Below are 24,266 nucleotides of genomic sequence, written 5' to 3' on the forward strand. Positions count from 1 at the left end.
GAGAATCGGTCGCCTCGTGTCGATCGCGGCTGGCGAATCTGGTAGAATGGGAGCAGGAAGGTGATGGGTGGAAAATGAGGAATGAAGCGACCATCCGCGTGGCCCTCGGGTCCACCAACCGGGCGAAGCGCGGCGCGGTGGAACAGGCCTTGACGGCGTTCGGCCTGATGGGCGAGATCGAAAGTGTTGAGGTCCCGTCCGGGGTTCGGGCGCAGCCGTTCTCCGACGAGGAGACTTTGCGCGGCGCGGTGCAGCGGGCCAGGGGAGCGCGCGAAAGCACCGGCGCGACCCTCGGTATCGGCCTGGAAGGCGGGGTGGAAGAGACCGCGCACGGCATGATGCTGGTGAATTGGGCTGCTGTCGCGTATGGCGATGGGCAGGTGGCGGTCGGGGGCGGACTGCGGATTCTGCTGCCTGACGAAATTGCGGCCGAGTTGCGCGAGGGAAAGGAGCTCGGGGATGTGATGGACGCTTGGATGGGCAAGACCGGCTTGCGCCACGCAGAGGGAGCCATTGGCGTCTTGACAGGCGGCCGCATCACGCGATCGGCCATGTTTCGGGACGCGCTCATCTGCGCGCTTGCGGCGGCGTTCCGAGACAGCGCGTTTTGAACCCGGCTCGGGTCACGTAGGGGATGGATTCCAAGATGTATGTCACATGTGAAAGACCGAGCGAAAGCCGCGCGCCAGGACTGTGGCACGCGGCTTTTGCAGAATTTCCATTACAGATCAAAGTACAGCGAGAACTCGTAGGGGTGCGGACGCAGGTGCAGCGGAGCGAGTTCATTGTTCCGCTTGAAGTCAATCCAGTTGCGGATGAAGTCCTTTGTGAACACGCCGCCTTCAAGCAGGAACTCGTGGTCTGCCTCGAGGGCGTCCAGCACTTCGCCGAGGGAGCCGGGCACGCTCTTGATCTGCGCCTTTTCCTCGGGCGGGAGCTCGTAAATGTTCTTATTGATGGGGCCGAAGCCGAGTTCTGTCGGATCGAGCTTCCGGCGAATCCCGTCCAACCCCGCCATGAGCATCGCGGCAAACGCGAGATACGGATTGGCCGTGCAGTCGGGCGTGCGGAACTCGATGCGCGCGGTCTTGGGAGACACGACGGCGACAGGCACGCGGACGGCCGCGCTGCGGTTCCCGCGCGAGAACACGAGGTTGACCGGCGCCTCATAGCCAGGCACCAGGCGCTTGTACGAGTTCGTGCTCGGGTTCGAGAAGGCCAGAATGGCCGGCGCATGATAGAGGATGCCCGCGATGTATTGCAGCGCGAGTTCGCTCAGGTTGGCGTAGCCGCCCTCCTGATAGAACAGCGGTTGATCGCCATTGAACAGGCTCTGGTGAACGTGCATGCCGGAGCCGTTGTCCCCGAAAATCGGCTTCGGCATGAAAGTCGCCGTCTTGCCGTGGCGCCGCGCGACGTTGCGCACGATGTACTTGTACGTCATCACCGTGTCCGCCGTGCGAGTGAGGGTTCCGAAGCGGAAGTTAATTTCCGCCTGACCCGCCGTGGCGACCTCGTGGTGATGACGCTCCACGCGGATGCCCGCCTTCATCAGTTCAAGCACCATCTCGGTGCGGATGTCCTGCTGGGTATCCGTCGGAGCCACCGGAAAATAGCCGCTCTTGTTTTTCACGTGGTAGCCCAGGTTTTTCTCACCCGTGCCGGAGTTCCACACGGCTTCCTCCGAGTCGATGGCGTAGAAGGCGCTGTTTTGGGTCGCGTCGAACCGGACGTCATCAAAGATGAAAAACTCCAACTCGGGTCCGAAGTAGGCCGTCGTCGCAATGCCGGTCGATTGCAGATACTGTTCCGCCTTCTCCGCGATGTAGCGCGGATCCCGCTCGTAACGATTTCCGCTCGGCTCATACACGTTGCACGAGACCGCCAATGTCGGCACTTCCGTGAAGGGGTCCAAAAACGCGGTCTCCAACACGGGCCGCATCACCATATCGCTCTCTTCAATCCCGCGAAATCCGGGAACACTGGAACCGTCAAACGCAACGCCCTTCTCCAGCACCTCTTCGTCGATCTCGGCTGCGGGAACCGTGACGTGGTGCTGGCGGCCAGGCACGTCGACAATGCGAAAATCCACCATCTGAACGTCGTGTTGCTTCATCAACTCGAGAACTTCGCGCGGCGTCAAGTTCGATTCCTCCCACTGTGGAGCGCTAAACTGCGCTCATTATAGGGGTCTTCCTGAAGGAACGTCAATGCTTTATGTAAGCTAATCTAACATCAAGCGAGAATTTGTCATACGCCGTCGAAGTGCGGGCCTTTGAGAGCCGGTCCGCTGCAAATTCCGCTTTATTTTTTGATGTTTTTTTGAGATTGGGCACAGTATAGTCATATATCGGGCTTATTTTTGGCTGACCATTCTTGTACCGTGGACGGATGAGGTTCTCGCAGTCGCGGGTGATGGGGGAATTTCGAGATGAAACCGACCGCAATCATCCTGGCCGCCGGCGTGTCGCGGCGCATGCGCCCACTGACGGACGACAGGCCGAAATGCCTGTTGCCGGTGGGACCTAAAGCCGTGATCGACTGGCAATTTGAAGCGCTCGACAGGTGCGGCGTACGGGACGTCCTGATGGTCGTCGGATACCGAAAGCAGATGGTCCAAGACTACGTTCGTGCGCACTATCCGTCGTTTCATGTCGATTTTGTGGAGAATCCTGCATACGAGTCGACGAATACACTGTTCTCGCTCAGTCATGCGCTGCGCGACTGGCGGGGAGACTTCTTTTACATGAACGCTGATGTCGTCTACGACGCGCGCATCCTCGAAAAACTCGCGCCCGGCCAGGACGGCGGGTATCTGGCTGTGGACAAAAAGCAGTGCCGGGATGAGGAAGTCAAGGTCGAAGTGCGGGATGGGCAAATCGTCGCCATTGGCAAACACCTGGATCCGGCCTCGTGTGAGGGCGAGTTTATCGGCGTGGCCAAGTTCGCAGGGTCTTTCGCCGAGCGGTTCCGCGCAGAAGTGCTGGATCTCGCTGTGGAAGGCAACGAGATGCAGTTCTTTGAGTATGCGCTTGATCATATGGTGGACAAGTCGGGCTTGACGGCGGTCGATGTGACGGGGCTGCCGTGCGTCGAGATCGACTTTCCAGAGGACTATGCGTACGCCGTCGAAAGCGTGGTGCCACGACTTCTCGCCGCGCAAGGGGCGGAACGAGATGTCTGAGCTCAAGCGGATCGACGCCTGCGCAAAGCGTCCAATTGATATTTGGACCAACTATCTTTTTTACCCGCTATCGATTCGGCTCGTGTACCTGCTTCGCAACACACCGGTCACGCCGAATCAGATCACCATCTTCTCGTTATTTCTGTGCCTGATCGGGTGCTTAGGATTTTCCACAGGCATTCGCGGAGATGTGATCGCGGGCCTGGTTCTGGTGGAAATCTCGTATGTCTTCGATTGTGCCGATGGCCAGATGGCTCGCTATCGCCAGCAATTTTCCGCGATCGGCGGTTGGCTAGACCAGGTCGCGGATCGCATCAAAGAATTCGCGGTGTATTTCAGTCTCGCGTACGGCTACACGCGTTGGCACCCGAACGCGATGAACGTCTGGGCGTGGGCGATGACGTCGCTGTTTGCGTTGTATCTTCTGGAATACTACGGGCAAATTCGTTTCAAGCCGCGCGAGGGCACGGGGGCGGGCGCCGGATCGCCGGATAGCACGTCGCGCTTTTATCAAGTGCAGCGATGGCGGAGCTTCATCCCGTTTCGCGGCTTCATCATCGGGGAGCAGTATTTCGCGCTCTTGGTTTTCGTCGCGTTCAACGCCATCTCAGCGTTCTTTCACTTTGTCGCCATTCTCGGCCTCCTCATGTGCGCGTATCGCCCTGCCGTTCAGTTGTACAAGTGGTCGCGGGGCCTTGCGTAAAGCGAATCGACGAACACAGTGGGTGCGGTACCCATCTTGGTCACAGCGACAAATTGCGGGAGTCCTCCTGGGCTCCCGCGATTTGTCTTGATGGGGTCACACCCGCTGAACGCCTGACCCATGGCCGAGCCTGGTTCTTCATCGGGAGGTCAACGATACGAAGCGTGATGATGCGCAGGATCAAAGCTGGTCCGCCCCGCCGGAGCGTACAATGAGAGCGAACGGCACTTGGTTTTCCGCATGTCGGAACAACGGCATTCGCTCCTACGGCGCCTCGCGATAGACTTGATTTGGAAGTTGTTGATGTCATCCAATTCATGGAACGCGAGGTGGAGACACGTGCGAACTCAGGTCGGGATTCTCGGCGCGGGTCCTGCGGGGCTCTTTTTGTCACTCTTACTGGCTCGCCGCGGCGTGGAGTCGGTGATTTTGGAGGTGCGATCCCGGCAGGCCATCGAACAGACCATTCGCGCCGGCGTGCTGGAACAAGGGACCGCCGATCTCATGCGAGAACTCGGTGTTCACCAGAGGATGGAGAAACTCGGCGAAGAGCACGAAGGCATTGAAATTCGCTTTCGCGGGCGCGGGCGGCGAATCCCCTTAAAGGAGTTGACAGGCAAGTCCGTCACGCTCTACGCGCAGCACGAAGTCATCAAGGACCTCGTCGCCGCCCGCTTGCAACAGGGGGGTGAGGTGATTTTTTCGGTCCAGGACGTGTCTCTGGAGGGGGTTGACAGCGACAGGCCGCGCATTCTGTTTCGGCGCGAACCGGAAGGGCCGCTCGAGGTCCTTGAATGTGACGTGATCGCGGGTTGTGACGGGTTTCATGGACCCAGTCGGCGGGCGATTCCTGAAAGCGTTCGCACCGAGTACGTGAAGACCTATCCCATGGGGTGGCTGGGTATTCTCACGCAGGCGCCGCCCTCGAGTCGGGAGCTCATCTATTGCAACAGCGATCGCGGCTTTGCGCTCGTCAGCACGCGTTCTCCGGAAATTCAGCGCATGTACCTGCAGGTGGACGCGGACGACGATATCCGCAACTGGTCGGACGACCGGATCTGGGAGGAACTGCGGCTGCGCCTCGCGACCGAAGAAGGCTGGGCGCCCATCGAAGGTCCCATCCTGCAAAAATCCATTGTCCAGATGCGCAGCTTCGTCTGTTCTCCCATGCAGTACGGCCGACTCTATCTGGCTGGCGATGCCGCACATATCGTCCCGCCGACGGGCGCGAAAGGGCTGAACCTCGCGGTGTCCGACGCGTGTGTGCTCGCGGAGGCCATCGCGCGCTTCGAGCGCCACGGAACAGACGATCTCCTGCAGCGCTACTCCGCCATCTGCCTGCGGCGCGTGTGGAAGGCGGAACGGTTCTCGTATTTCATGACACAGATGCTGCACTGCTTTCCCAATCACTCGCCGTTCGAGCGCGAGATTCAGCTGGCCGAGCTGGATTACGTGACGTCATCGGTGCACGGACGAGGCACCATTGCCGAAAATTACGTCGGCCTGCCCATTGAATGGGACATTTGAAGCACAGCGCGCGATCTCGGCCGCTCATAGTAGCCGAGGCGGTTCGAGATTTCCCGGCTGATGGAGATGAGCGTTTTCGCGAGCGACTTCATCTTCTCGTCCGTGAAGCGCGCCGCGGGACCGACGGCGGTGACTGCCCCGATGACTCTGCGGGTGTAGTCGCGCACTGGGGCTGCGACGCTGTTCACGCCTGGGCGGAGTTCGCCGACGCTCGTGGCGTAGCCAGCGTCTCGAATCTTGGCAAGTGCGGCGCGCAGGCGGTCAGGATCGGTGATGGTACTGGGCGTAAACGATTGGAGTCCGCGCGCAATGACCTCCTCAATCATGGCTTCGTCCTGATACGCCAAAATGACCTTGCCGGAACTGGTGCAGTGAAGCGGATTCCGCCGTCCGACGTGCGTCGCGATCTGGACGGGGTGCTTACATTCCAGCTTGCTGACGTAGACTGTGCAAAAATCTTCTAGCACAGCGAGGTGGACCGTTTCGTCGAAGCGGTGCACAAACTCCTCGAGAAGGTGCTGACCTTCTCGGCAAATTTCGAGGTTGGACATGATGATCCCGCCAAGGCTGAGGACAGACAGACCGAGCCGATACCGATGTGAATCTTCGTCCCGGTGCACAAAACCCTCTTCCGCGAGCGTCGCCATGATGCGGTGAACAGTGCTCTTGGAAAGGCCGAGCCTGCGCGAAATCTCGGTGATACCGAGTTCGGGCTCGTCTTGTGAAAAGCAGCGAAGCGCGTGCAGCGCGTGGCGGAGCGATGAAAGCGTGCGCGCGTCGGATTGTCTCGGCATAGCCCATTCCTCCTCGCCGAAGGTTCGTCAGCGTGAAAGCGCTTCTAGTCATGGTGTATCACGTTCCGCATAGAGAAACAAGAGCGTATAGCGAGCGCTTTCAGGGTGTTACGATGAGAGCAGCAGCCGGAACCAACATTCCGCAGCGTTCTATCACATCTTCAATTGGAAAGTTTGGGGAGGGAGCGAGATGAGCCTGGAACTGGCAATGATCACGCCGCACACGCCGAGGATCTGCCATCGGGACCGCGTTCCGGAATTTCAGAAGCCGATGGTCGAGGCGATGTTGAAATGCGCGGACGTGATCGACGAAATTCGCCCCGATGTGGTTGTCATCATCTCGTGCCACTGGATGTCCAGTTTCATGCACTACGTGGACGTGACGCCGCGGCATCAGGGGATTTTGACCGCCGTGGAGTGCCCGGATCTCATCAGCGACGTTCCGTACGATCACCCGGGACACCCTGAGCTCGGCAGGCGGATGGTGGAGGCGGGGAAGCGGAGCGGACTCCAGGTTGTCGCCGTGGACGATCCGACGTACGTCTGGGACTATGGCACCGTCGTGCCGCTTCGGTACCTGCTCAAGCGGCCGACGCCGGTTGTGGCGTTGTCCGTCTGCTGGGCGGCGTCGCTCGAGGAGTCGATGCAGTGGGGCGAGGTCTTGGGGGACGTGTTCTTGGAATCGCCGGAGCGCGTCGTGTTCTTGGCGAGCGGAGCCCTCGCGCACAATCTCGGCCGTGGGCCGGAGAAGTGGCCGAACCTGACCGAGCAGGCCCTGGACCGCGAGTTTTGCCAGTACCTCGTCAAAGGCGACAAACAGTCGGCCATCAGCATGCTGCCGTCCTACGTGCGCGCCGCGGGCGTCGAGTCCGGCGGGCGGCATGTGGCCGTTCTGCTCGGCGTCTTGCGCAAGCAGTTTGAGGGCGAGCTGCACGGTTACGGCCCATCGTCCGGTTCTGGGAATCCGGTGCTGACGCTTCGGTATCGAGACGCGGGCTGAGGACACAACGACCAAGCAGATGAGGTGAGGGATGACGATGAAACAGGTGCTTCATTTTATCGACGGTGAATTTGTGCCGTCCGAAGATGGGCGGACGTTTGACAACATCAATCCCGCGACGGGGGAACGCATCGGCACCGTGGCCGAGGGCGGGCGGGCCGAGATCGACCGAGCGGTACGGGCGGCAAGACGCGCATTTCGCACGTGGGGCCGCACGACGGCGCAGGAGCGCGCGGCCATTCTGCATCGCATCGCCAATCTCATTGAGGAAAATCTGGAAGAGCTTGCGCTGCTCGAGACCCAGGATACCGGCAAGCCTCTGACACTCAGCAAGAGCCTCGATATTCCGCGGTCTGCCTATAACTTTCGCTTCTTTGCGGATTTTGTGAAAGGGCTGTCGACCGAGACCTTCGAGATGGAGGGCGTGGCGCTCAACTACGCGCTGCGGCGCCCGGTCGGCGTGGCGGGCCTCATTTCGCCGTGGAATCTGCCGCTGTTCCTGTTGACCTGGAAGGTCGCCCCCTGCCTCGCGGCCGGCAACACATGTGTCATCAAGCCGGCCGAGCTCACGCCCATGACGGCGACCAAGCTCGCTGAAATCTGCAAGCAGGCGGGGCTGCCAGACGGCGTGTTGAACGTCGTGCACGGGTTTGGCCCGGACGCGGCCGGCCAATTCCTGACCGAGCATGAGGATGTCGACCTGATCTCGCTCACGGGCGAGACGACCACCGGCAAGGCGGTCATGCGCTCGGCCGCGAACACGTTGAAGCGGCTCTCGTTCGAACTCGGGGGCAAGAACCCGAACATCGTCTTCGCGGACTGTGACTTTGAGGACGCGATCGCCACGACGGTCCGCTCGAGCTTCGTCAACCAAGGCGAGGTGTGCCTCTGCGGATCGCGCATCTACGTCGAGCGGCCCCTGTACGACAAGTTCGTCGCGGCCCTTGTCGATCGCGCCCGTCAGCTGAAGGTGGGCGATCCACTGGATGCCGCGACGGACGTGGGCAGCCTCATCTCCGAGGAACACCTCGCGCGCGTCGACGGGTTTGTTCGACGGGCGGTGGAAGAGGGCGGCCGCGTCTTGGTGGGCGGCAGACGGCCCGAGCACCTGAAGGCGGGCGCATTCTACGAGCCGACCGTGATTGTCGACGTCGACGAGACCTGCGAAATCACGCAGCAGGAGGTGTTCGGCCCCGTCGTCACGGTGCAGCCGTTTGACACCGAGGAGGAAGTGGTGCGCCTAGCCAACAACACGCACTACGGGCTTTCGGCGACCCTGTGGACGTCGAATCTCAAGCGCGCCCACCGCATCGCCGGTGAGCTCGAAGCGGGCGTCATCTGGGTGAACACGTGGTTTCTTCGCGATCTGCGCACGCCCTTCGGCGGCATGAAGCAAAGCGGCATCGGGCGCGAAGGCGGCGTGCACAGCTTTGAATTCTTCACTGAGCTCAAAAACGTCTGTATCAAGCTGTGATCGGAGTGGATGACATGGACCCACGGTTGCAATCTCTGGCGGATGCCTTGTGGCGCGCGGAGCAGACGCGCTCCCCGATTCCGCCCCTGACGGACGAGCACGCGAACCTCACCGTGGAGGATGCCTACCGCATCCAACTCGCGAACGTGGAGCGGCGCGTGGCCGCGGGCGATCTCGTCGTCGGGCATAAAATCGGACTCACAAGCAAACCCATGCAGCTCCAGCTCGGCGTGGACCAGCCCGACTTTGGACATCTGTTTCGCTCCATGTGGTTTGACAGCGGGGCGAGCGTCGATTTCCCCCTGCTACAGCCCAAGGTCGAGCCGGAGATCGCGTTCATCTTGGCGGAGGACCTCGTCGGCCCTGGCGTCGACATGCATCGCGTCTTTGCGGCGACGCGCGCTGTCGTACCAGCCATTGAGATCATTGACAGCCGCATCGCGGATTGGCGGATCCGCCTGGTGGATACCGTCGCGGATAACGCTTCGGCTGGATGCTTCGTGCTCGGCAGCCTGCCGACGGCCTTGTCCGGCGTGGACCTCGAGACCGTGGGGGGCGTGCTCAAGGTCAACGGCGAAGTCGTGCAGACCGGGGCGGGTGCGGCCGTGATGGGCCATCCCGCGAAGGCCGTCGCGTGGCTTGCCAACACGCTCACAGAGCTTGGCACCCCGCTTCGCGCCGGTCACGTCGTGTTGTCAGGCGCCGTCAGCGCAGCTCAACCCATTCAGCCGGGCGATCACGTCCACCTGTCGTTTGGGCCGCTCGGTACCGTGGAATTCGTGTGGGCCAAAAAGGAGGGGTCGGCTTGACCAAGCTAAGTGCCGCGATCGTCGGATCAGGAAATATCGGCACCGACCTGTTGATGAAGCTGCGCCGGAGCGCGTGGCTCGAACCGCGCTGGATGATCGGCATTGACCCGGAGTCGGACGGACTGCGCCGTGCGCGGGAGATGGGACTGGAGACGTCGGCAGAGGGCTTGAAGCACGTCCTCGATCAGGGCGTTCGCCCCGACATCGTCTTTGACGCCACCAGCGCCAAGGCGCACGTGCGCCACGCAAAGCTTTTGCGCGAGGCGGGCATTCAGGCGGTTGATCTGACGCCTGCCGCGCGCGGGCCGTATGTCATTGCAGCCGTCAATTTGGAGGAGCACCTCGATTCGCCGAACGTCAACATGGTCACGTGCGGCGGACAGGCGACCGTGCCCATGGTGTATGCGGTCAGCCGCGTCGTCGGCGTGCGGTATGCCGAAATTGTCGCCACCATCGCCAGCAAGAGCGCGGGCCCAGGGACGCGGGCCAACATCGACGAGTTTACCCAAACCACGGCAAGGGCGCTGGAGACCATCGGCGGAGCAAAGCGCGGCAAGGCCATCATCATCCTGAATCCCGCGGAACCTCCCATCCTCATGCGCGACACCATCTATTGCTTGATGGAGGCGTCGAGTCCGGAAATTCATGCGAAAGTGCGCGAGTCGATTGAGCAGATGGTCCGCCACGTGCAGACGTTCGTTCCGGGTTATCGGCTGAACCGCGAGCCGTTATTCCAGGGCGATCTCGTCAGCATTTCCATCGAGGTAGAGGGCCTCGGCGACTACCTGCCGGTGTACGCGGGCAACCTCGACATCATGACGGCCGCCGCCGTCAAGTTCGGCGAAGAATACGCGCGCCACAAGATTCAGGTGGCGTCCGCGGACGAAGCGAGGTGAGGCGAGATGTCGTATCGGTATCAGATTGAAATCACGGATGTCACGCTGCGGGACGGCATGCACGCGGTGCGGCATCAGTTCAGCGCCGAGGATGCGCGCGCCATCGCGGCGGCGCTGGATCGGACGGGCGTCGCGAAAATTGAAGCATCGCACGGAGACGGACTCGGTGGCAGCTCGATTCAATACGGCTTTTCCAAAGAGTCCGAGGAGGTGTACGTCGGCACGGTGTGCCAAACGGTCCAACGATCCGACGTCGTCGCGCTCCTCTTGCCAGGCATCGGCACGCTCGAGGACTTGAAGCGCGCGGTTGAACTCGGCATTCGCGGCGTCCGTGTGGCCACGCATTCAACGGAGGCCGACATCTCCGCGGAACACATGGAAGAGGCGCGCAAGATGGGGCTCGACGTGGTGGGCTTCCTCATGATGAGCCACATGACGGAAACCGAGCGGCTCGTGGAGGAGGCGAAGAAGATGGCCTCGTATGGCGCCCACTGCGTCTACATCGTCGACTCCGCGGGTGCCATGCTCATGGACGAAGTGCGCCGCAAGGTATCGGCGCTTCGCCAAGCCTTGCCAGACGAAGTGCAGGTGGGCTTTCACGCGCACAACAACCTGGGCGTCTCGGTGGCCAACTCGATCGCGGCCGTCGAAGAAGGCGCGTATCGCATCGACGCGAGCCTCGCTGGCCTCGGCGCGGGCGCGGGCAACACGCCGCTCGAGGTGTTCGTGGCGGCTTGCGAGAAGTATGGCATTGCGACGGGCGTGGACCTTTACGCCGCCATGGACGCCGCTGAAGAGGTGGTGCGGCCTCGCATGGCTCGCCCGGTTCTGACGGATCGGACGGCGCTCACCCTGGGTTATGCCGGCGTGTACTCCAGCTTCCTGCTGCACGCGGAGCGCGCCGCCAAGCAGTTCGACGTGGACGTGCGCGACATTCTCGTCGAGCTCGGCAAGCGGCGCGTCGTGGGTGGCCAGGAAGATATGATCGTGGACGTCGCGTACGAGATCGCGCACGGCAGGGAGGGGAAGGATCGTGTCGCACCGACTTCAGGTCATCGCGGATGAGCTGTACCGCCATCAGACGGCGGCTGCGGAGTTGCCCAAACTGACGCTTCGCTATGAGGGGCTGACGGTCGACGACGCGTACGAGATTCAGCGTCTCACCATGCAGAAATACATGGACGAGGGCGCGCGCCTGGTCGGCTGGAAAATGGGCCTCACGAGCAAGGCGAAGCAGCAATCCGTCGGGGTCGACGAGCCCATCTTCGGTCACCTGCTCTCCACCATGGAGCTGGAGCACCCCGTGCTTTCCGTGCGCGGGCTCATCCATCCCCGCGTGGAGCCTGAGATCGCCTTTGTCTTCCGCAGCCGCCTGGCCGGGCCCGACGTCACGGTGCGCGACGTGTGGCTCGCCACCGAGTGCGTCGTGCCGGCGCTCGAAGTGATCGACAGCCGATACGAAAACTTCTCGTTTACGCTCATCGACGTGATCGCCGACAACGCGTCGAGCGCCCGCTTTTATCTCGGGGACCAGGCGTTCTCGCCGTACGCGTTTCGCCTGGACGAAGTGGGCGTCGTGATGCGGCTCAACGGGAACGTCGTGCAGACCGGGGCCGGGGCCGCAGTGCTTGGCCATCCCGTGAAGTCTGTGCTCGAGCAGGTGCGGATGCTGACCCGCTATGGCGCCGCCATCGAGCCCGGCATGGTGGTGTTGACCGGCGGCATCACGGAAGCGATTCATGTCCACCCGGGCGATCGCGTCCAAATCGCGTTTGCGGGCATGGGTTCATTGGAACTGAATGTAACGGAGTGAGGAGGACGACACGTGCCGCTTGTCCAGGTGACCATGGTGGAAGGGCGCTCGCCCGAACAAAAGCGCGCGCTCATCGAAAAAGTGACGGACGCAGTGGTGGACACCCTCGGCGCGAAGCGGGAGACGGTGCGCGTCATCCTTTACGAGGTGCCGAAGAGCCACTGGGGCGTTGGCGGCGTATCCAAGGCGGACCAGGATAGCGGGCAGGGTGACCCACGATGACCGGTTCGGGCGGAGCCGTCGACGTGCATACGCATTTTTTGCCGAGCGAGGTGCTCGACGTTCTCCAACGCGAGTCCCGCGTGCATATCGCGCTGGAGCGCCGCGATCCGACCAAAGAGCCGTTTTTGACGGTCGAGGGAAGGTGGTCGTTTGAGCTGAAGCGCGCGTTCGTCGACTTCGACGCGTTCGCCGCTGCCAACCGGGAGGCGGGCATCCGCTTGGCCCTGGTCTCACCTGTGCCTCAGCTCTTCGTGTACCATCTCCCGGCCGAGATCGGCAGGCTCGTGGCCGAGGTCTACAACGACGCGCTGCATCAAGTACTTGTGCCTCATGGACAGATGTTCCGCCCGCTCGCCACACTGCCGCTCGCGGATCCGCAAGCCGCCGCCAAGGAACTCGAGCGGCGGCTGGACCAGGGATTTGTGGGCGCCATTGTCGGTCCCGGCGTGGGGGAGGCGCTCATCGGCGACGAAGCGTTCTGGCCCGTTTGGGAGGTTCTTGATGCGAGACGGGCCGTGCTTTTCTTGCACCCCTTGCTCCACGCGGATCCGCGGGCGGCCCGGCTCATGCTGCCGAACCTGATCGGCGTACCGTGGGAGACGACGCTCGCGGCGACACACCTCGTGTTGTCCGGGCTGTTGGATCGGTATCCCAGGGCGCGGGTGCTCTTGGCGCACGGAGGCGGGTTTTTGCCGTACCAGTTGGGCCGGATCGAAAAGGGATACGAGGTGTGGCCACAGGTCAGGGCGAAGTTGCAGGATCGGCCGACCGCATACCTCCGGCGCATGTTTTACGACAACGTGCTGTGGTCCGACGCGGCCCTGCGCTTGCTGCGAGACGTCGCAGGGGATGAACGCGTCCTTCCCGGATCGGACTACCCCTTTGACCTTTGCGCCTGGCCACCCAAGGAAGGCGCGGACTTGGGGGCGCTGGTCGACCTGCGCTCGGGCGGCGCGTGACGCAGGGCCTGACGGCCCTGCTTCCCCTTGTGCGCAAAGGGCGCTGAAAACGTTGACAAAAGTGAGGGCGTAAGGCATCATGGAATTGGCGCCTTGATTGTCAGACAATCTAGGTGACAACATGCTCGTGGCCTCGGCTAGACCAAGGGAACTCAGGCGAAGAGGAGGGAGTAGCAGCATGGCGAGTGAGCCCTGTTACGACATCGCGCACCTCGGGCATGTGGAGCTTCTGACGCCGAAGATCGAGGAGAGCTGTGCCTTCTTCCGAGACATTCTGGGAATGGAAGAGGTGGAGCGAGAGAGCAACTCCGTGTATCTGAGGTGCATGGGCGATTACGAGATGTACTCGCTCATCCTGACCGACGCGGATCGAGCGGGAGTGGGCCAGACGGCGCTGCGAACGACCAGCGAGGCCGCCCTCGAACGGCGTATCCGTGCGCTCGAGGAGGCGGGTGTGCCAGGCAGGTGGGTGGCGCAAAGCGTGGGCCACGGGCCGGCGTACCAATTTCAAGGCCCGGACGGACATCTTTATGAGCTCTACTATGAGACCACCCGCTATATGCCGCCGGATCACTTGCGCCCGTTTCACAAGAACCAACCGCAGAAGTTCACCGGTCGGGGCGTCGGCGTGAAAACGCTCGATCACATCAACTTTCTGTCTTCGAACGCCGAGCGAGACGGGGACTTTGTGGAAGCCGTACTCGGGCTGAAGCTCACGGAGCAAATCCGCCTCGACAACGGCATCAGGCCAGGGGTCTGGTATCGCGCCATGAATAAGTCGTACGATGTCGTGTACACGCTCGATGCCACCGGCGCGCGCGGTCGATTGCATCACATTGCGTTTCGCGTCGATACGAACGAAAGCATCTGGCGGGCGGCCGACCTGTTTGTCGATCACGGCGTGTACATCGAGTTTGCGCCGAGCAAGCACGCCATCAACCAGACCTACTTCGTCTACGTCTATGAGCCGGGCGGGAACCGGATTGAAGTGTGCTCGGGCGGCTATCTCGTTCTTGCCCCTGACTGGGAGCCCATCACGTGGACGGAGGCGGAGCGGGCGCGCGGTCAAGCCTGGGGCAACAAGACGGTGGAAAGCTTTCACCACTACGGCACGCCTGTGGTATAACTGAGCCAGATGATCAGTCGACCGGAGGCGGTGGCGTCGTGGAAGTCTCGAGCCAGGGTTACACGGAGGAAGAGTGTTATCGGCGTCTGCGCAACGCCATCATTGACGGGACACTGATGCCGTCGCAGCGGCTCGTCGAAATGGACCTGGCAAGGTGGCTGGGGGCCAGCCGTGCGACCATTCGCACGGTGCTCGCGCGCCTTGAGCAGGACGGGCTCGTGGAACGGGAGCGCTACCGCGGCGCGCGCGTCCGCCACGTGTCGCACGACGAGGCTGTCGAAATCTTGGAAGTCCGCATGGCGCTCGAATGCCTGATTGCGCGGTACGCCGCCCTTCGTGCCACAGATGAGGATGTCGCAAAATTGGAGGACATCCTGGCTTGGATGCGTCGACATTACGAGGGGCAAGACCTCTTGTCGTACTCGGATGGAAACGCCAAGCTTCATCGCTGCATTGCGGAAATATCGAGACATCACACGGCGCGGAGGCTTCTGGATACCCTGAACTCCCAGAGCGTGCGCTATCAGTATCGCACCATTTTGGCCCCGAACCGGTCTCGCGCATCGATGGAAGAGCATGAAGCCATCGTGCGGGCCATTCGGGCTCGCAATCCCGACGTCGCCGAACAGACCATGCGCATTCACTTGAGCCGCGTTTGTGACACCCTGCGCGAGATGCGCCAGGGGTTTTAGGTATCGCGCGGCCTTTGGCACCCACCCTTTCTGCACGGCTGTGGGTGCGATGTATGCGCTAAAATGTCGCCTTGATTGTCGGACAATATGAGATGCGAATGTGCTGGAAAGGTGGGAACGGCGTGGCGCAAACGCAACAGCTCGTTTCGGTCTTGCAGGGCCTGTATGACTTGCACGTGCATGTGTGGCCAGACCTCGTGGAGCGCAGCATTGACGACGTATCCCTCGCACGCAAGTTCCACGATCTGGGGTGGTCGGGCTTCACCCTGAAATCTCACTACTTCCCGACCGTTGAGCGGGCGAAGGTCGTGTCGTCCGTGGTGGAAGGTGTCGACGTGGTGGGCGCTCTGGTGCTCAATCACGCCGTGGGCGGGCTCAACCCGGTAGCCGTCGATCTCGCCGGACGCGCCGGCGCGCGCATCGTCTGGCTGCCGACGGTCGATGCGGCCAACGAAAGCCCTGAGCACCAGGCGGCCCGAGGCCAATCCCATCTGCCCTTTTGGGCCCGCATCCAAGCCGAAATTCGTGAAGAAGGCATCGGCTTCGAACCCATCTCGGTGTTCGACCACAGGGGTGGACTGCGCGAGGATCTCACGCAGTGCCTCGAGCGCATTCGCCGCTATGACATGGTGCTTGCGACCGGGCATCTCGCTCGCGACGAAATTTTCGCCGTGGTGGAACACGCCAAAGCCCTCGGTCTCACCAAAATCGTCGTCACGCACGCGCTCTTTCCGTCCGAAGCGCTCTCCATCGACGATCAGGTCCAACTTGCCCGGCTCGGCGCCACCATCGAACACTGCTACACGACCTTTTACACCAACAAGTGCGATTGGGACACGCTGTACGAGGCCATTCGTGCCGTTGGACCGGAACACACGCTGCTTTCGACCGATCTCGGCCAGAAATCGAACCCTGGCGTGGTGGAGGGAATCCTCGACTTCTCGCAGCGCCTCTTGGATGCGGGGTTTTCTCCTGATGCCCTTCGGACGATGTGGGTGGACAACCCGCGCCGGCTCATCGGCGTCAACGCGTAATCCCAAGTCCAGACGAACAAACGCGAAGGAGTGTGTTTCACATGGCAGACAAGGGTTGCCTGATGGTCATCAGCGCGCACGCCGCCGACTTCGTGTGGCGCGCTGGAGGTGCCATCGCGCTGTACAGCGGCCGCGGATGGAAGGTTCGCGTGCTCTGTCTGACGTTCGGTGAGCGGGGTGAATCGGCGAGCCTGTGGAAAGCCGGAAAGTCGTTGGACGAGATCAAGCGCACGCGCCGCGAAGAAGCTGAGCGCGCCGCGGAGATTTTGGGCGCGGAGATTCGCTTTTTGGATGTTGGCGACTATCCGATTGAGGTCACTCCGGCGCTGCGAGATACCCTCGTGCAGGAATTTCGCCAGCATCAACCCGACATTCTTCTGACGCACACCTTCTTGGATCCCTACAATGCGGACCATCCACGCACCGCGGAGCTCGTGCGCGAAACGCGCATCCTCGCTCAGGCGCACGGCTATCCATCTGAGGATCCGCCGATCGGCGCGCCGCAGCTCTATTCCTTCGAACCTCATCAGCCAGAACAATGCCAGTTTCGCATCGACCTGCTGCTCGATATCACGCCGGTTTTTGAGCAGAAGCGAAAGGCGATGGAATGCATGCAGGCCCAGGAGCATTTGTGGGCGTACTACACGGACGTCGCCAAGCGCAGAGGGGTGCAGGCCGGTCGCAATTCGGGACAAAAGATCGTCTATGCCGAGGCGTATCAGCGCGTCTTCCCGTCCGTCGGGGGTGCGTTTGTATGAAGCCCGTCATTGTAACGAACATCGAGCGGCCGGATCGTGCACTCGTCGAGCAGGTCGGCGCTTACTCCGTCGCGACCTTGCACGAGGCGATGGGACGGACTGGGTTGATGCTGCCCTACATGCGGCCCGTGTACCGTGGTGCGCGCGCGTTCGGAACGGCCGTAACCGTGCTGTGTCACCCCGGCGACAATCTGATGATTCATGCAAGCGTGGAGGTTTGTCAGCCTGGCGATTTGCTCGTGGTCACCACCACGTCGCCCAGCACGGACGGGATGTTTGGCGAACTGCTCGCCACTTCGCTCAAGGCGCACGGGGTCGCTGGACTCGTGATTGAAGCGGGTGTGCGCGACGTCGAAGAGCTTGAATCGATGGGCTTTCCCGTGTGGTCGCGGGCCATCTCGGCCCAGGGCACAGTCAAAGCCACGCCTGGATCCGTCAATGTTCCGGTGGTCTGCGCGGGCACCCTCGTGGAACCTGGCGACATCGTGGTGGCGGATGCGGACGGGGTGGTCTGTGTCCCCAAGGCGCGCGCGGAAGAGGTGGTCCAACGCGCGAAAGCTCGGGTGGAAAGGGAAGCGGCGACTCGGTCTCGCTTGGCCGCCGGCGAGCTCGGGCTCGACATCTACGGTCTGCGGGACCAGTTGAAAGACCTGGGCGTGACGTGGGTCTGACGAGGTCACTGGGCCTCCGGGAGGGAGCAAGATGAACATCGGATTCGTAGGGTTCGGTGAGGCAGCGAGCGCGATCGCGGCGGGGCTCCGTCAAGCTGGGGCAGGCGACATGATGGCGTACGACGCGGCGCCGGTTGAGGCATGGAAGTCCCGCGCCGAGCGCCTGGGCGTTGTGCCCGCCGAAAGCCTCGCCGATGTCGCGGCGGCCTGTGACGTGATTTTTTCGCTGGTGACGGCGCAGGCCGCCGTTCCGGTGGCACAGGAGGCTGCACCGCACCTGCGCGAGAACGCGCTGTACGCAGACTTCAACTCATGTTCGCCGTCGGTCAAGCGCGCGGTGGGGGACATCGTCAAGGGCGTTCGTCCCTCCGTCCGCTATGCGGCGGTGGCCGTGATGTCCGCCGTCAAGCCGCTTGGGCACCGCGTGCCGCTCGTCGTGGACGGAGATGGGGCTTCGGCCCTCGCGGCCCTGCTCAGGCCGTACGGCTGTCAGGTAGAAGTGTTGCAAGGCGAAGTCGGTGGGGCGGCGCTCTTGAAGATGTGCCGTTCGGCCGTGTTGAAGGGCCTCGAGGCCTTGTTTCTCGAGGCCCTGTCCGCCGCAGAAACGATGGGGCTCACGGAGCGCGTCCTGGATTCGCTGGACGCTTCCTTTCCCGCACACCGCCTTCGCGAATTGGCGATGTATCTCATCGAGCGAAATCGCGAGCATGCGAAACGTCGGGCCCACGAGTTGAGCGAGGTCAGCGAGACCCTTAGGTCGATCGGCTTTGAGCCGGCGGTGGCCGAAGGGGGATACCGCCGCCTCGCTCGAGCGGCGGAAGTGTTGGAAAACTTGCCGGATCGGCCAAAAGACGCGAAGGCGTGGCTCCAGGCTCTGGCTGATGCCGAAACCAAGCGACACGCAGAAAACGGGAGCTAAAAAAGAAGGCCGCCCTTGGCGGCCTTTCGAGTTGGGAACGTGTGGAGAGGATGAAGCGTCAACCACGACCACAGGCCGTCGCCGTACGCGCGAGATGCACGTCACACCGTCTGCGCAAGCCGCATCTCGAGCGGCCGATAATGAATCGCATTGACGTGGCGGACCGTGCCGGTGCGAACTCGCATCACGACGGAGTGCGTGTGCAAGTAATCGCCCTCTCGGCGCACGCCCTCGAGCCAATCGCCGTCCGTGATGCCGGTCGCCGCGAAGATGGCGTCATCGTCGCCGGCGAGATCGGACAGCGTGAGGGTCTTGGCAACGTCGAGGCCGAGTTGTTGGCAGCGCTCGCGCTGCTCGGGAGTCTGCGGCATCAAGCGCCCTTGGAAGTCGCCGCCAAGGCAGCGCAGGGCGACCGCAGCGAGGACACCCTCCGGAGCGCCGCCGGAGCCGATGTACAGATCCGTGCCGCCGCGGGGCAGGGCCGTCGCAATACATCCGAGCACGTCGCCCGCGTTCAGCAGCTTCAACCTCACCCCGAGGCGCCTGGCCACCTCAAGGTGGGCTTTGTGGCGATCCCGCTCCAGCATGGCCACCGACAGTTCTGAGAGAGGCTTGCCGAGCGCTTCTGCCGCCTTGCGCAACGTTGTCTCGAGCGGATCGTCGAGGGACAGGATGCCGCGCAGTCGAGGGCCGCACGCGAGCTTTTCCATGTACATGTCCGGGGCTTTCAACAAATGTCCTCGTGGGGCAATGGCCGCGACCGAAAGGGCGTTCGGCAGCATCTTGGCGACCATCGACGTACCTTCGATAGGATCCACGGCCACATCGACGCGCGGCCCGCGTCCTGTGCCAACCTCTTCCCCCTGGGCGAGCATGGGCGCCTCGTCCATCTCGCCTTCGCCGATCACGACGACACCGCGAATCTCGACGGTGCGAAACATATTGCGCATGGCCTCGGTGGCTGCACCATCAGCGCCATCCGCGTCTCCTCGGCCGACCCACCTGCTCGCAGCGAGCGCGGCCGCCTCCGTGACGCGAACGAGTTCGAGAGCAAGCTCCCGATCCATCGGCCATCCCTCCTCAGTCACTCAGTTGCCTGTGATGAGCATCCCCAGCGCGGTCTCCGTCGCGTCCTGAGACTTTGCGACGACACGTTGGGCCGCCGCAGACTCACCCTTAACGGAATTATGACATCATAATATCGGATTCGTCAACTGATACACGAAATTGTTGCGTCATAATTCGTTCTGTGATATGAACTATATACGGAGAGCACGCTGGCTACGACGGCACAAGTCGGGATCGCAGCTGGCGTGGCACGAAGGAAGCCGACGCTTCGCGCAACGAATGGCAGGAATGTCGCGACAAGGGGGATCAAGCATGGCGCAGGTGCAGGATGTCTCGCAAAACCAGGTCACCGCGGCCCGCTGGGTGTATGCCTTTGATCAAGCGGATCCGAAAAATCGGACCCTGTTGGGTGGCAAAGGCGCCAATCTGGCGCAGATGGTGCAGTGGGGATTTCCGGTGCCTCCCGGATTCACCATCACGACCGAGGCGTGTAATGAGTACTGGGCGCGGGGCGGCGCGTTCCCCGATGGACTTCTCGACGAGGTCGGACTGGCCGTTTTGCGTCTGGAACGGACCTCTGGAAAGCGCTTTGGCGACGCGTTTCAGCCGCTCCTCGTGTCCGTGCGGTCGGGCGCACCCGTATCGATGCCGGGCATGATGGATACGATTTTGAACCTTGGTCTGAACGACTTGACCGTCAGGGCGCTCGCGAATCAGTCGCAGGACCCTGCGTTTGCCTATGACTCTTATCGCCGTCTCATTCAGATGTTTGCGAATGTCGTGTTCAACGTGTCGCTCGAGCCGTTCGAACACGCGTTGCGCGCCGCCAAGGCGAAACACGGCGTCGAGCGCGATCGCGACCTTCCTGTCGATGCTTGGAAGGAACTCGTGGCGACCTATTTGAAGTTGTTCGCGGAACACGTCGGGCAGCCGTTCCCGCAGGACGTGAATGTGCAGCTCGAACTGGCCATCGAGGCGGTCTTCCGCTCCTGGAGGAGCCCGCGGGCCATCGTGTACCGCAAGGCGCACGGCATACCCGAGACGCTCGGGACGGCCGTGAACGTGCAGGCGATGGTCTTTGGCAACATGGGCGATGACAGCGGCACGGGCGTCATCTTCACGCGCCACCCGTCGACGGGTGAACCGGTGTTGTTCGGCGAGTTCCTCGCCAACGCCCAGGGAGAGGACGTCGTGGCCGGGATTCGGACGCCGCAGCCGATCGCGGATCTCGCGCACACGATGCCGTCCGTGTACGAGTCTCTCGTGGCGCTCGCCAAACAGCTGGAAACGCGTTTCCGCGATATGCAGGACGTCGAATTCACGGTCGAGCGCGGCAAACTGTACGTGCTTCAGACGCGGAGCGGCAAGCGCACGGCTCAGGCGGCGGTCCGCATCGCCATCGACATGTTGCACGAAGGCTTAATCCAGCCGGAGGAGGCGCTCCTGCGCGTCGACGCGCAACACCTGCGCCAGCTTTTGCACAGGCGGCTGCAGGGGACCGAACAGCTTCCGGTGTTTGCGAAGGGCCTTCCGGCGTCGCCGGGCGCAAGTGTCGGGCGGATCGTCCTCGACGCGGACACGGCGGTCGAATGGGCGCAGCGCGGCGAAAAGGTGGTGCTGGTGCGCCCAGAGACGACGCCCGAGGACATCCACGGCGTGCTGGCCGCAGAGGGTGTCGTGACCACGCACGGCGGCATGACGAGCCACGCGGCCGTGGTGGCCCGCGGCATTGGCAAGCCGGCGGTGTGTGGCTGCGACGGCGTGCACATCGATTTCGAGACGCGCTCGGTGGAGTCCAATGGCACGGTGCTGAAGGAAGGCGACGTCATCTCGGTGGATGGTGGCACGGGCACGGTGTACGTCGGGGAGGCGCAGATGGAGGAGGCCAAGATGGCCGAGGAGCTGCAGGAGCTGCTCGCCATCGCAGACGAGGTACGCCGCCTCAAGGTGCGGGCCAATGCGGACACGCCGGAAGACGCCAAGCGGGCCCGGGAGTTTGGCGCGGAAGGCATCGGCCTTTGCCGCACGGAGCACATGTTCCTCTCGCCCGATCGCGTCCCTCTCGTGCAGCGCATGATTCTCGCCACGACGTCGTCCGAGCGCCAGGAGGCGCTGGCGAAGCTTCTGCCGCTGCAGGTTTCGGATTTCACGGCCATTTTCGAAGCGATGGACGGCCTGCCGGTGACCATCCGATTGCTCGATCCTCCGCTCCACGAGTTTTTGCCTCGGGAAGACGAACTGGAGGAGAGGCTGGAAGCGCTGCGCGCGAAGGGGGCGCCCGAGGACGAGATCGCGCAGACGGAACAACTGCTCCGGCAAGCCCGCTACTTGCGCGAGGCGAATCCCATGATGGGGCTTCGAGGTTCGCGCTTGGGTATCGTCTATCCGGAGATTTACGACATGCAGATGGAAGCCATCATGACGGCGGCCGCGCAGGCCAAGCGGCGCGGTATCCGCGTGGAGCTTGAAGTCATGCTGCCGCTCATCGGATCGCCCAAGGAGCTTCGCGTGCTGCGCGAGCGCATGGAAGAGATCGCAAAGCGGACGATGGAGCGCGAGGGTGTCGAGATGGAGTACCGGATCGGGACGATGATCGAGGTCCCGCGTGCGGCGCTCACGGCCGATCAGATTGCGGAAGACGCGCAGTTCTTCTCGTTTGGTACCAACGACTTGACGCAGATGACCTTCGCGTTCAGCCGGGACGACGCGGAAGGCAAGTTCCTCAGCGTCTACTTGGACCGCGAGATCCTGCCGCACAATCCGTTTGAGACGCTCGACACGGAGGGAGTCGGCAAGCTCATCCAGTGGGCTGTCGAAGCAGGGCGCAGGCGCCGGCCCGATCTCAAGACCGGCGTGTGCGGCGAACACGGCGGCGATCCGGCCTCCATCGCGTTCTGCGAGGAGATTGGGCTCGACTATGTCAGCTGTTCGCCCTTCCGAATTCCCGTCGCCCGCATCGCGGCGGCGCAGGCGGCCGTGCGCAAGCGCATGACCGGTTGATGGCGCACCACCCAGGGGGCAAATGGAGACCAGATGAGATGCGGATGTTGATGTACAATAGAGACGCTCGCGATCACGTTCGCGGCCAGGCGGCCGAATCGCCGCCTGGCCGCCTGTTGCTGGGGGAGAGGCCCATCGAACTCACACCTCGTCAGAAGGAAATTCTTCGCCTTGTGCGGGCGCATCAGCCCATCACGGGAGATCAAATTGCGGAACTGTTGGGCGTCAGCCGTCCGACGATTCGCTCGGATTTGTCTCTGCTGGTGATGCTGGGCCAACTCGACGCGAAGCCCCGGGTGGGTTATTTTCTCGCGGAACCGGCGGAATCGCCGGCGCCCGTGCCGTGGCGCGATCTGCGCGTGCGCGAGGTCCAGTCTCTGCCGGTCATCGTTCGGGAGACGACCACGGTGCACGACGCCGTGATCACGATGTTCTTGGAAGACGTGGGGGGACTGATCGTCGCGGACGAGGAGGGGCGCTTGCAGGGCGTCGTCTCGCGCAAAGACCTGCTCAAATTCACCTTGGGGAATGCCAGCGCCACCTCGCTCCCCGTGGGCATGATCATGACGCGATATCCGCACATCGAAACGGTGACGCCAGAGGATCGAGTGGTCGACGCGGCGAAGCGGATGATCGAGTACAAGGTCGACAGCCTGCCCGTCGTGGAGCCCTCGAGCGGAGACGGCCAGCCGCCGATTGTGGTCGGTCGGATTACCAAAACGACGCTGGCGCGCCTGGTGGCAGAATGGGGGACCAGCTGGTCATGAGCGACGCAAATGTTCAGGATACGCGCACGATTTACATCTGCTCCGATTCACTCGGAGACACCGCCGAGGCCGTGGTGCACGCGGTCATCCATCAGTTCGATATGCGGCGCGTGAAAATTGTGCGGTACGCACAGGTGCGGACGGAAGACGAGATCCGCGAAATCGTGGAGACGGCGAAGCAAACCGGCGGGTTCATCGCGTACACCCTCGTCCAACCGGAGCTTCGCGAGATGATGAAGATGGAGAGCATTCGGCTCGGCGTGCGCGTGGTCGACATCATGGGCCCCATGATGCAGGCGTTCATCGACACGTTCCACGATCACCCGAAGCAAAAACCGGGACTGCTGCATGTCCTCAACGAAGACTACTTCCGGCGCGTCGACGCGATCGAATTTGCCGTCAAAGCGGATGACGGGCGCGATCCGCGGGCCCTGCTCCAGGCCGACGTGGTGCTCATCGGCGTGTCGCGCACCTCCAAGACGCCCGTCAGCATTTTTCTTGCCCACAAGGGGCTTCGCGTGGCGAATCTTCCTCTCGTTCCGGAAGTCAAGCCGCCCGCGGAGCTGTACCAGGTGCCGCGATCGCGCATTGTGGGCCTGACGATGGGCGCGGAGCAGATGATGCGCATTCGCAGTCAGCGCCTGAAGCACATGGGCTTGCCGGTGCTCGCGCAGTACGCCGACCGGAAGCGCATTGAGGAGGAATTGCTCTACGCCGAGTCCATTGTGCGCGATCTCGGCTGTCCGCTGATCGACGTGACGGACCGCGCGATTGAGGAGACGGCCCAACGCATCCTGGAGCTGGTCTCCAGGCATCGGGACAGCGAAGGGCGAAGGCAGCCCTGAGTTGC

The 24,266-nt window shown here is 62.5% G+C and carries 24 protein-coding genes; 21 read left to right on the forward strand and 3 right to left on the reverse strand.

Annotation, left to right across the window (positions count from 1 at the left end):
- Window positions 1–74 precede the first annotated feature (74 nt).
- Window positions 75–611: a DUF84 family protein gene (locus BW934_RS10100; protein WP_084182568.1), complete on the forward strand. Its 537-nt coding sequence runs from the start codon at window positions 75–77 to the stop codon at window positions 609–611.
- 110 nt (window positions 612–721) lie between these two features.
- On the opposite strand, the gene glnA is transcribed toward BW934_RS10100, so the two are convergent.
- Window positions 722–2,143, reverse strand: a complete 1,422-nt coding sequence (gene glnA, locus BW934_RS10105; RefSeq protein WP_076347716.1) for a type I glutamate--ammonia ligase — start codon at window positions 2,141–2,143, stop codon at window positions 722–724.
- 288 nt (window positions 2,144–2,431) lie between these two features.
- Here glnA and BW934_RS10110 point away from each other — a divergent pair, with 288 nt between their 5' ends.
- The 3 genes from BW934_RS10110 to BW934_RS10120 all read left to right on the forward strand — a co-directional run bounded on the left by BW934_RS10110 (window position 2,432) and on the right by BW934_RS10120 (window position 5,414).
- Window positions 2,432–3,184 carry a phosphocholine cytidylyltransferase family protein gene (locus BW934_RS10110; protein WP_076347718.1) on the forward strand — a complete coding sequence of 251 codons (753 nt, stop codon included), beginning with the start codon at window positions 2,432–2,434 and terminating at the stop codon, window positions 3,182–3,184.
- On the forward strand, window positions 3,177–3,887 hold the full coding sequence (locus tag BW934_RS10115) for a CDP-alcohol phosphatidyltransferase family protein (RefSeq protein WP_076347720.1): 711 nt from the start codon (window positions 3,177–3,179) through the stop codon (window positions 3,885–3,887). The genes BW934_RS10110 and BW934_RS10115 overlap by 8 nt, the downstream gene beginning before the upstream one ends.
- Window positions 3,888–4,226: 339 nt before the next feature.
- Window positions 4,227–5,414, forward strand: a complete 1,188-nt coding sequence (locus BW934_RS10120; protein WP_076347722.1) for a 4-hydroxybenzoate 3-monooxygenase — start codon at window positions 4,227–4,229, stop codon at window positions 5,412–5,414.
- Here BW934_RS10120 and BW934_RS10125 read toward each other — a convergent pair.
- Complete coding sequence (locus BW934_RS10125) at window positions 5,381–6,208, reverse strand: IclR family transcriptional regulator (protein ID WP_076347724.1); 828 nt, start codon at window positions 6,206–6,208, stop codon at window positions 5,381–5,383. The genes BW934_RS10120 and BW934_RS10125 overlap by 34 nt on opposite strands.
- Before the next feature lie 190 nt (window positions 6,209–6,398).
- On the opposite strand from BW934_RS10125, the gene BW934_RS10130 reads away from it, so the two are divergent.
- From BW934_RS10130 to BW934_RS10195, 14 genes are all read left to right on the forward strand, one after another.
- Entirely contained in the window at window positions 6,399–7,208 is an 810-nt protein-coding gene (locus BW934_RS10130) for a DODA-type extradiol aromatic ring-opening family dioxygenase (protein ID WP_076347726.1), read from the forward strand.
- 37 nt (window positions 7,209–7,245) lie between these two features.
- On the forward strand, window positions 7,246–8,682 hold the full coding sequence (locus tag BW934_RS10135; protein WP_076347728.1) for an aldehyde dehydrogenase: 1,437 nt from the start codon (window positions 7,246–7,248) through the stop codon (window positions 8,680–8,682).
- Between the two features lie 14 nt (window positions 8,683–8,696).
- Window positions 8,697–9,491 (forward strand): 2-keto-4-pentenoate hydratase, encoded by a 795-nt coding sequence (locus BW934_RS10140; RefSeq protein ID WP_076347730.1) that lies wholly within the window; start codon window positions 8,697–8,699, stop codon window positions 9,489–9,491.
- Complete coding sequence (locus BW934_RS10145) at window positions 9,488–10,387, forward strand: acetaldehyde dehydrogenase (acetylating) (protein ID WP_076347732.1); 900 nt, start codon at window positions 9,488–9,490, stop codon at window positions 10,385–10,387. The genes BW934_RS10140 and BW934_RS10145 overlap by 4 nt, the downstream gene beginning before the upstream one ends.
- A gap of 6 nt (window positions 10,388–10,393) precedes the next feature.
- The gene (dmpG, locus tag BW934_RS10150; protein WP_076347734.1) at window positions 10,394–11,452 is read left to right on the forward strand and encodes a 4-hydroxy-2-oxovalerate aldolase; all 1,059 of its coding nucleotides are present in this window, start codon (window positions 10,394–10,396) and stop codon (window positions 11,450–11,452) included.
- Window positions 11,421–12,200 carry a 2-keto-4-pentenoate hydratase gene (locus BW934_RS10155; protein WP_076347736.1) on the forward strand — a complete coding sequence of 260 codons (780 nt, stop codon included), beginning with the start codon at window positions 11,421–11,423 and terminating at the stop codon, window positions 12,198–12,200. The genes dmpG and BW934_RS10155 overlap by 32 nt, the downstream gene beginning before the upstream one ends.
- Before the next feature lie 12 nt (window positions 12,201–12,212).
- Complete coding sequence (locus tag BW934_RS10160; RefSeq protein ID WP_076347738.1) at window positions 12,213–12,422, forward strand: 4-oxalocrotonate tautomerase; 210 nt, start codon at window positions 12,213–12,215, stop codon at window positions 12,420–12,422.
- Window positions 12,419–13,381: an amidohydrolase family protein gene (locus tag BW934_RS10165; protein ID WP_076347740.1), complete on the forward strand. Its 963-nt coding sequence runs from the start codon at window positions 12,419–12,421 to the stop codon at window positions 13,379–13,381. Before BW934_RS10160 ends, BW934_RS10165 begins: the two co-directional genes overlap by 4 nt.
- 178 nt (window positions 13,382–13,559) lie before the next feature.
- A complete protein-coding gene (locus tag BW934_RS10170; RefSeq protein ID WP_076347742.1) occupies window positions 13,560–14,507 on the forward strand; it encodes a VOC family protein in 948 nt (315 codons plus the stop codon).
- A gap of 38 nt (window positions 14,508–14,545) precedes the next feature.
- Window positions 14,546–15,199, forward strand: a complete 654-nt coding sequence (locus BW934_RS10175) for a GntR family transcriptional regulator (RefSeq protein WP_076347744.1) — start codon at window positions 14,546–14,548, stop codon at window positions 15,197–15,199.
- Between the two features lie 122 nt (window positions 15,200–15,321).
- Window positions 15,322–16,233 (forward strand): DUF6282 family protein, encoded by a 912-nt coding sequence (locus BW934_RS10180; RefSeq protein WP_084182569.1) that lies wholly within the window; start codon window positions 15,322–15,324, stop codon window positions 16,231–16,233.
- A 41-nt stretch (window positions 16,234–16,274) separates the two neighbouring features.
- Window positions 16,275–16,991 (forward strand): PIG-L deacetylase family protein, encoded by a 717-nt coding sequence (locus BW934_RS10185; RefSeq protein WP_076347748.1) that lies wholly within the window; start codon window positions 16,275–16,277, stop codon window positions 16,989–16,991.
- Window positions 16,988–17,662 (forward strand): 4-carboxy-4-hydroxy-2-oxoadipate aldolase/oxaloacetate decarboxylase, encoded by a 675-nt coding sequence (locus tag BW934_RS10190; protein ID WP_076347750.1) that lies wholly within the window; start codon window positions 16,988–16,990, stop codon window positions 17,660–17,662. Before BW934_RS10185 ends, BW934_RS10190 begins: the two co-directional genes overlap by 4 nt.
- A gap of 31 nt (window positions 17,663–17,693) precedes the next feature.
- Entirely contained in the window at window positions 17,694–18,581 is an 888-nt protein-coding gene (locus BW934_RS10195) for an NAD(P)-dependent oxidoreductase (protein WP_076347752.1), read from the forward strand.
- Window positions 18,582–18,682: 101 nt separating this feature from the next.
- Here the strand turns inward: BW934_RS10195 and glpX are convergent, their stop codons facing one another.
- A complete protein-coding gene (glpX, locus tag BW934_RS10200; RefSeq protein ID WP_076347754.1) occupies window positions 18,683–19,648 on the reverse strand; it encodes a class II fructose-bisphosphatase in 966 nt (321 codons plus the stop codon).
- Between the two features lie 313 nt (window positions 19,649–19,961).
- Here glpX and ppdK point away from each other — a divergent pair, with 313 nt between their 5' ends.
- From ppdK to BW934_RS10215, 3 genes are read left to right on the forward strand one after another with little or no spacing between them, the layout of a single operon-like run.
- Entirely contained in the window at window positions 19,962–22,649 is a 2,688-nt protein-coding gene (gene ppdK / locus BW934_RS10205; protein WP_076347756.1) for a pyruvate, phosphate dikinase, read from the forward strand.
- Between the two features lie 50 nt (window positions 22,650–22,699).
- Window positions 22,700–23,416, forward strand: a complete 717-nt coding sequence (locus BW934_RS10210; protein WP_084182572.1) for a helix-turn-helix transcriptional regulator — start codon at window positions 22,700–22,702, stop codon at window positions 23,414–23,416.
- Entirely contained in the window at window positions 23,395–24,261 is an 867-nt protein-coding gene (locus BW934_RS10215) for a pyruvate, water dikinase regulatory protein (protein ID WP_076347758.1), read from the forward strand. Before BW934_RS10210 ends, BW934_RS10215 begins: the two co-directional genes overlap by 22 nt.
- Window positions 24,262–24,266 lie beyond the last annotated feature (5 nt).

Origin of the sequence: Alicyclobacillus vulcanalis, from assembly GCF_900156755.1 — a bacterium.
Taxonomy (GTDB): Bacteria; Bacillota; Bacilli; order Alicyclobacillales; family Alicyclobacillaceae; genus Alicyclobacillus; species Alicyclobacillus vulcanalis.

Bases quoted from the DNA above. Each gene is read 5' to 3' on its own strand.
- BW934_RS10100 (WP_084182568.1), top strand. From the start codon at position 75: ATGAGGAATGAAGCGACCATCCGCGTGGCCCTCGGGTCCACCAACCGG.
- BW934_RS10110 (WP_076347718.1), top strand. From the start codon at position 2,432: ATGAAACCGACCGCAATCATCCTGGCCGCCGGCGTGTCGCGGCGCATG.
- BW934_RS10115 (WP_076347720.1), top strand. From the start codon at position 3,177: ATGTCTGAGCTCAAGCGGATCGACGCCTGCGCAAAGCGTCCAATTGAT.
- BW934_RS10125 (WP_076347724.1), bottom strand. From the start codon at position 6,208: ATGCCGAGACAATCCGACGCGCGCACGCTTTCATCGCTCCGCCACGCG.
- BW934_RS10130 (WP_076347726.1), top strand. From the start codon at position 6,399: ATGAGCCTGGAACTGGCAATGATCACGCCGCACACGCCGAGGATCTGC.
- BW934_RS10135 (WP_076347728.1), top strand. From the start codon at position 7,246: ATGAAACAGGTGCTTCATTTTATCGACGGTGAATTTGTGCCGTCCGAA.
- BW934_RS10140 (WP_076347730.1), top strand. From the start codon at position 8,697: ATGGACCCACGGTTGCAATCTCTGGCGGATGCCTTGTGGCGCGCGGAG.
- dmpG (WP_076347734.1), top strand. From the start codon at position 10,394: ATGTCGTATCGGTATCAGATTGAAATCACGGATGTCACGCTGCGGGAC.
- BW934_RS10165 (WP_076347740.1), top strand. From the start codon at position 12,419: ATGACCGGTTCGGGCGGAGCCGTCGACGTGCATACGCATTTTTTGCCG.
- BW934_RS10170 (WP_076347742.1), top strand. From the start codon at position 13,560: ATGGCGAGTGAGCCCTGTTACGACATCGCGCACCTCGGGCATGTGGAG.
- BW934_RS10185 (WP_076347748.1), top strand. From the start codon at position 16,275: ATGGCAGACAAGGGTTGCCTGATGGTCATCAGCGCGCACGCCGCCGAC.
- BW934_RS10190 (WP_076347750.1), top strand. From the start codon at position 16,988: ATGAAGCCCGTCATTGTAACGAACATCGAGCGGCCGGATCGTGCACTC.
- BW934_RS10195 (WP_076347752.1), top strand. From the start codon at position 17,694: ATGAACATCGGATTCGTAGGGTTCGGTGAGGCAGCGAGCGCGATCGCG.
- glpX (WP_076347754.1), bottom strand. From the start codon at position 19,648: ATGGATCGGGAGCTTGCTCTCGAACTCGTTCGCGTCACGGAGGCGGCC.
- ppdK (WP_076347756.1), top strand. From the start codon at position 19,962: ATGGCGCAGGTGCAGGATGTCTCGCAAAACCAGGTCACCGCGGCCCGC.
- BW934_RS10210 (WP_084182572.1), top strand. From the start codon at position 22,700: ATGTACAATAGAGACGCTCGCGATCACGTTCGCGGCCAGGCGGCCGAA.
- BW934_RS10215 (WP_076347758.1), top strand. From the start codon at position 23,395: ATGGGGGACCAGCTGGTCATGAGCGACGCAAATGTTCAGGATACGCGC.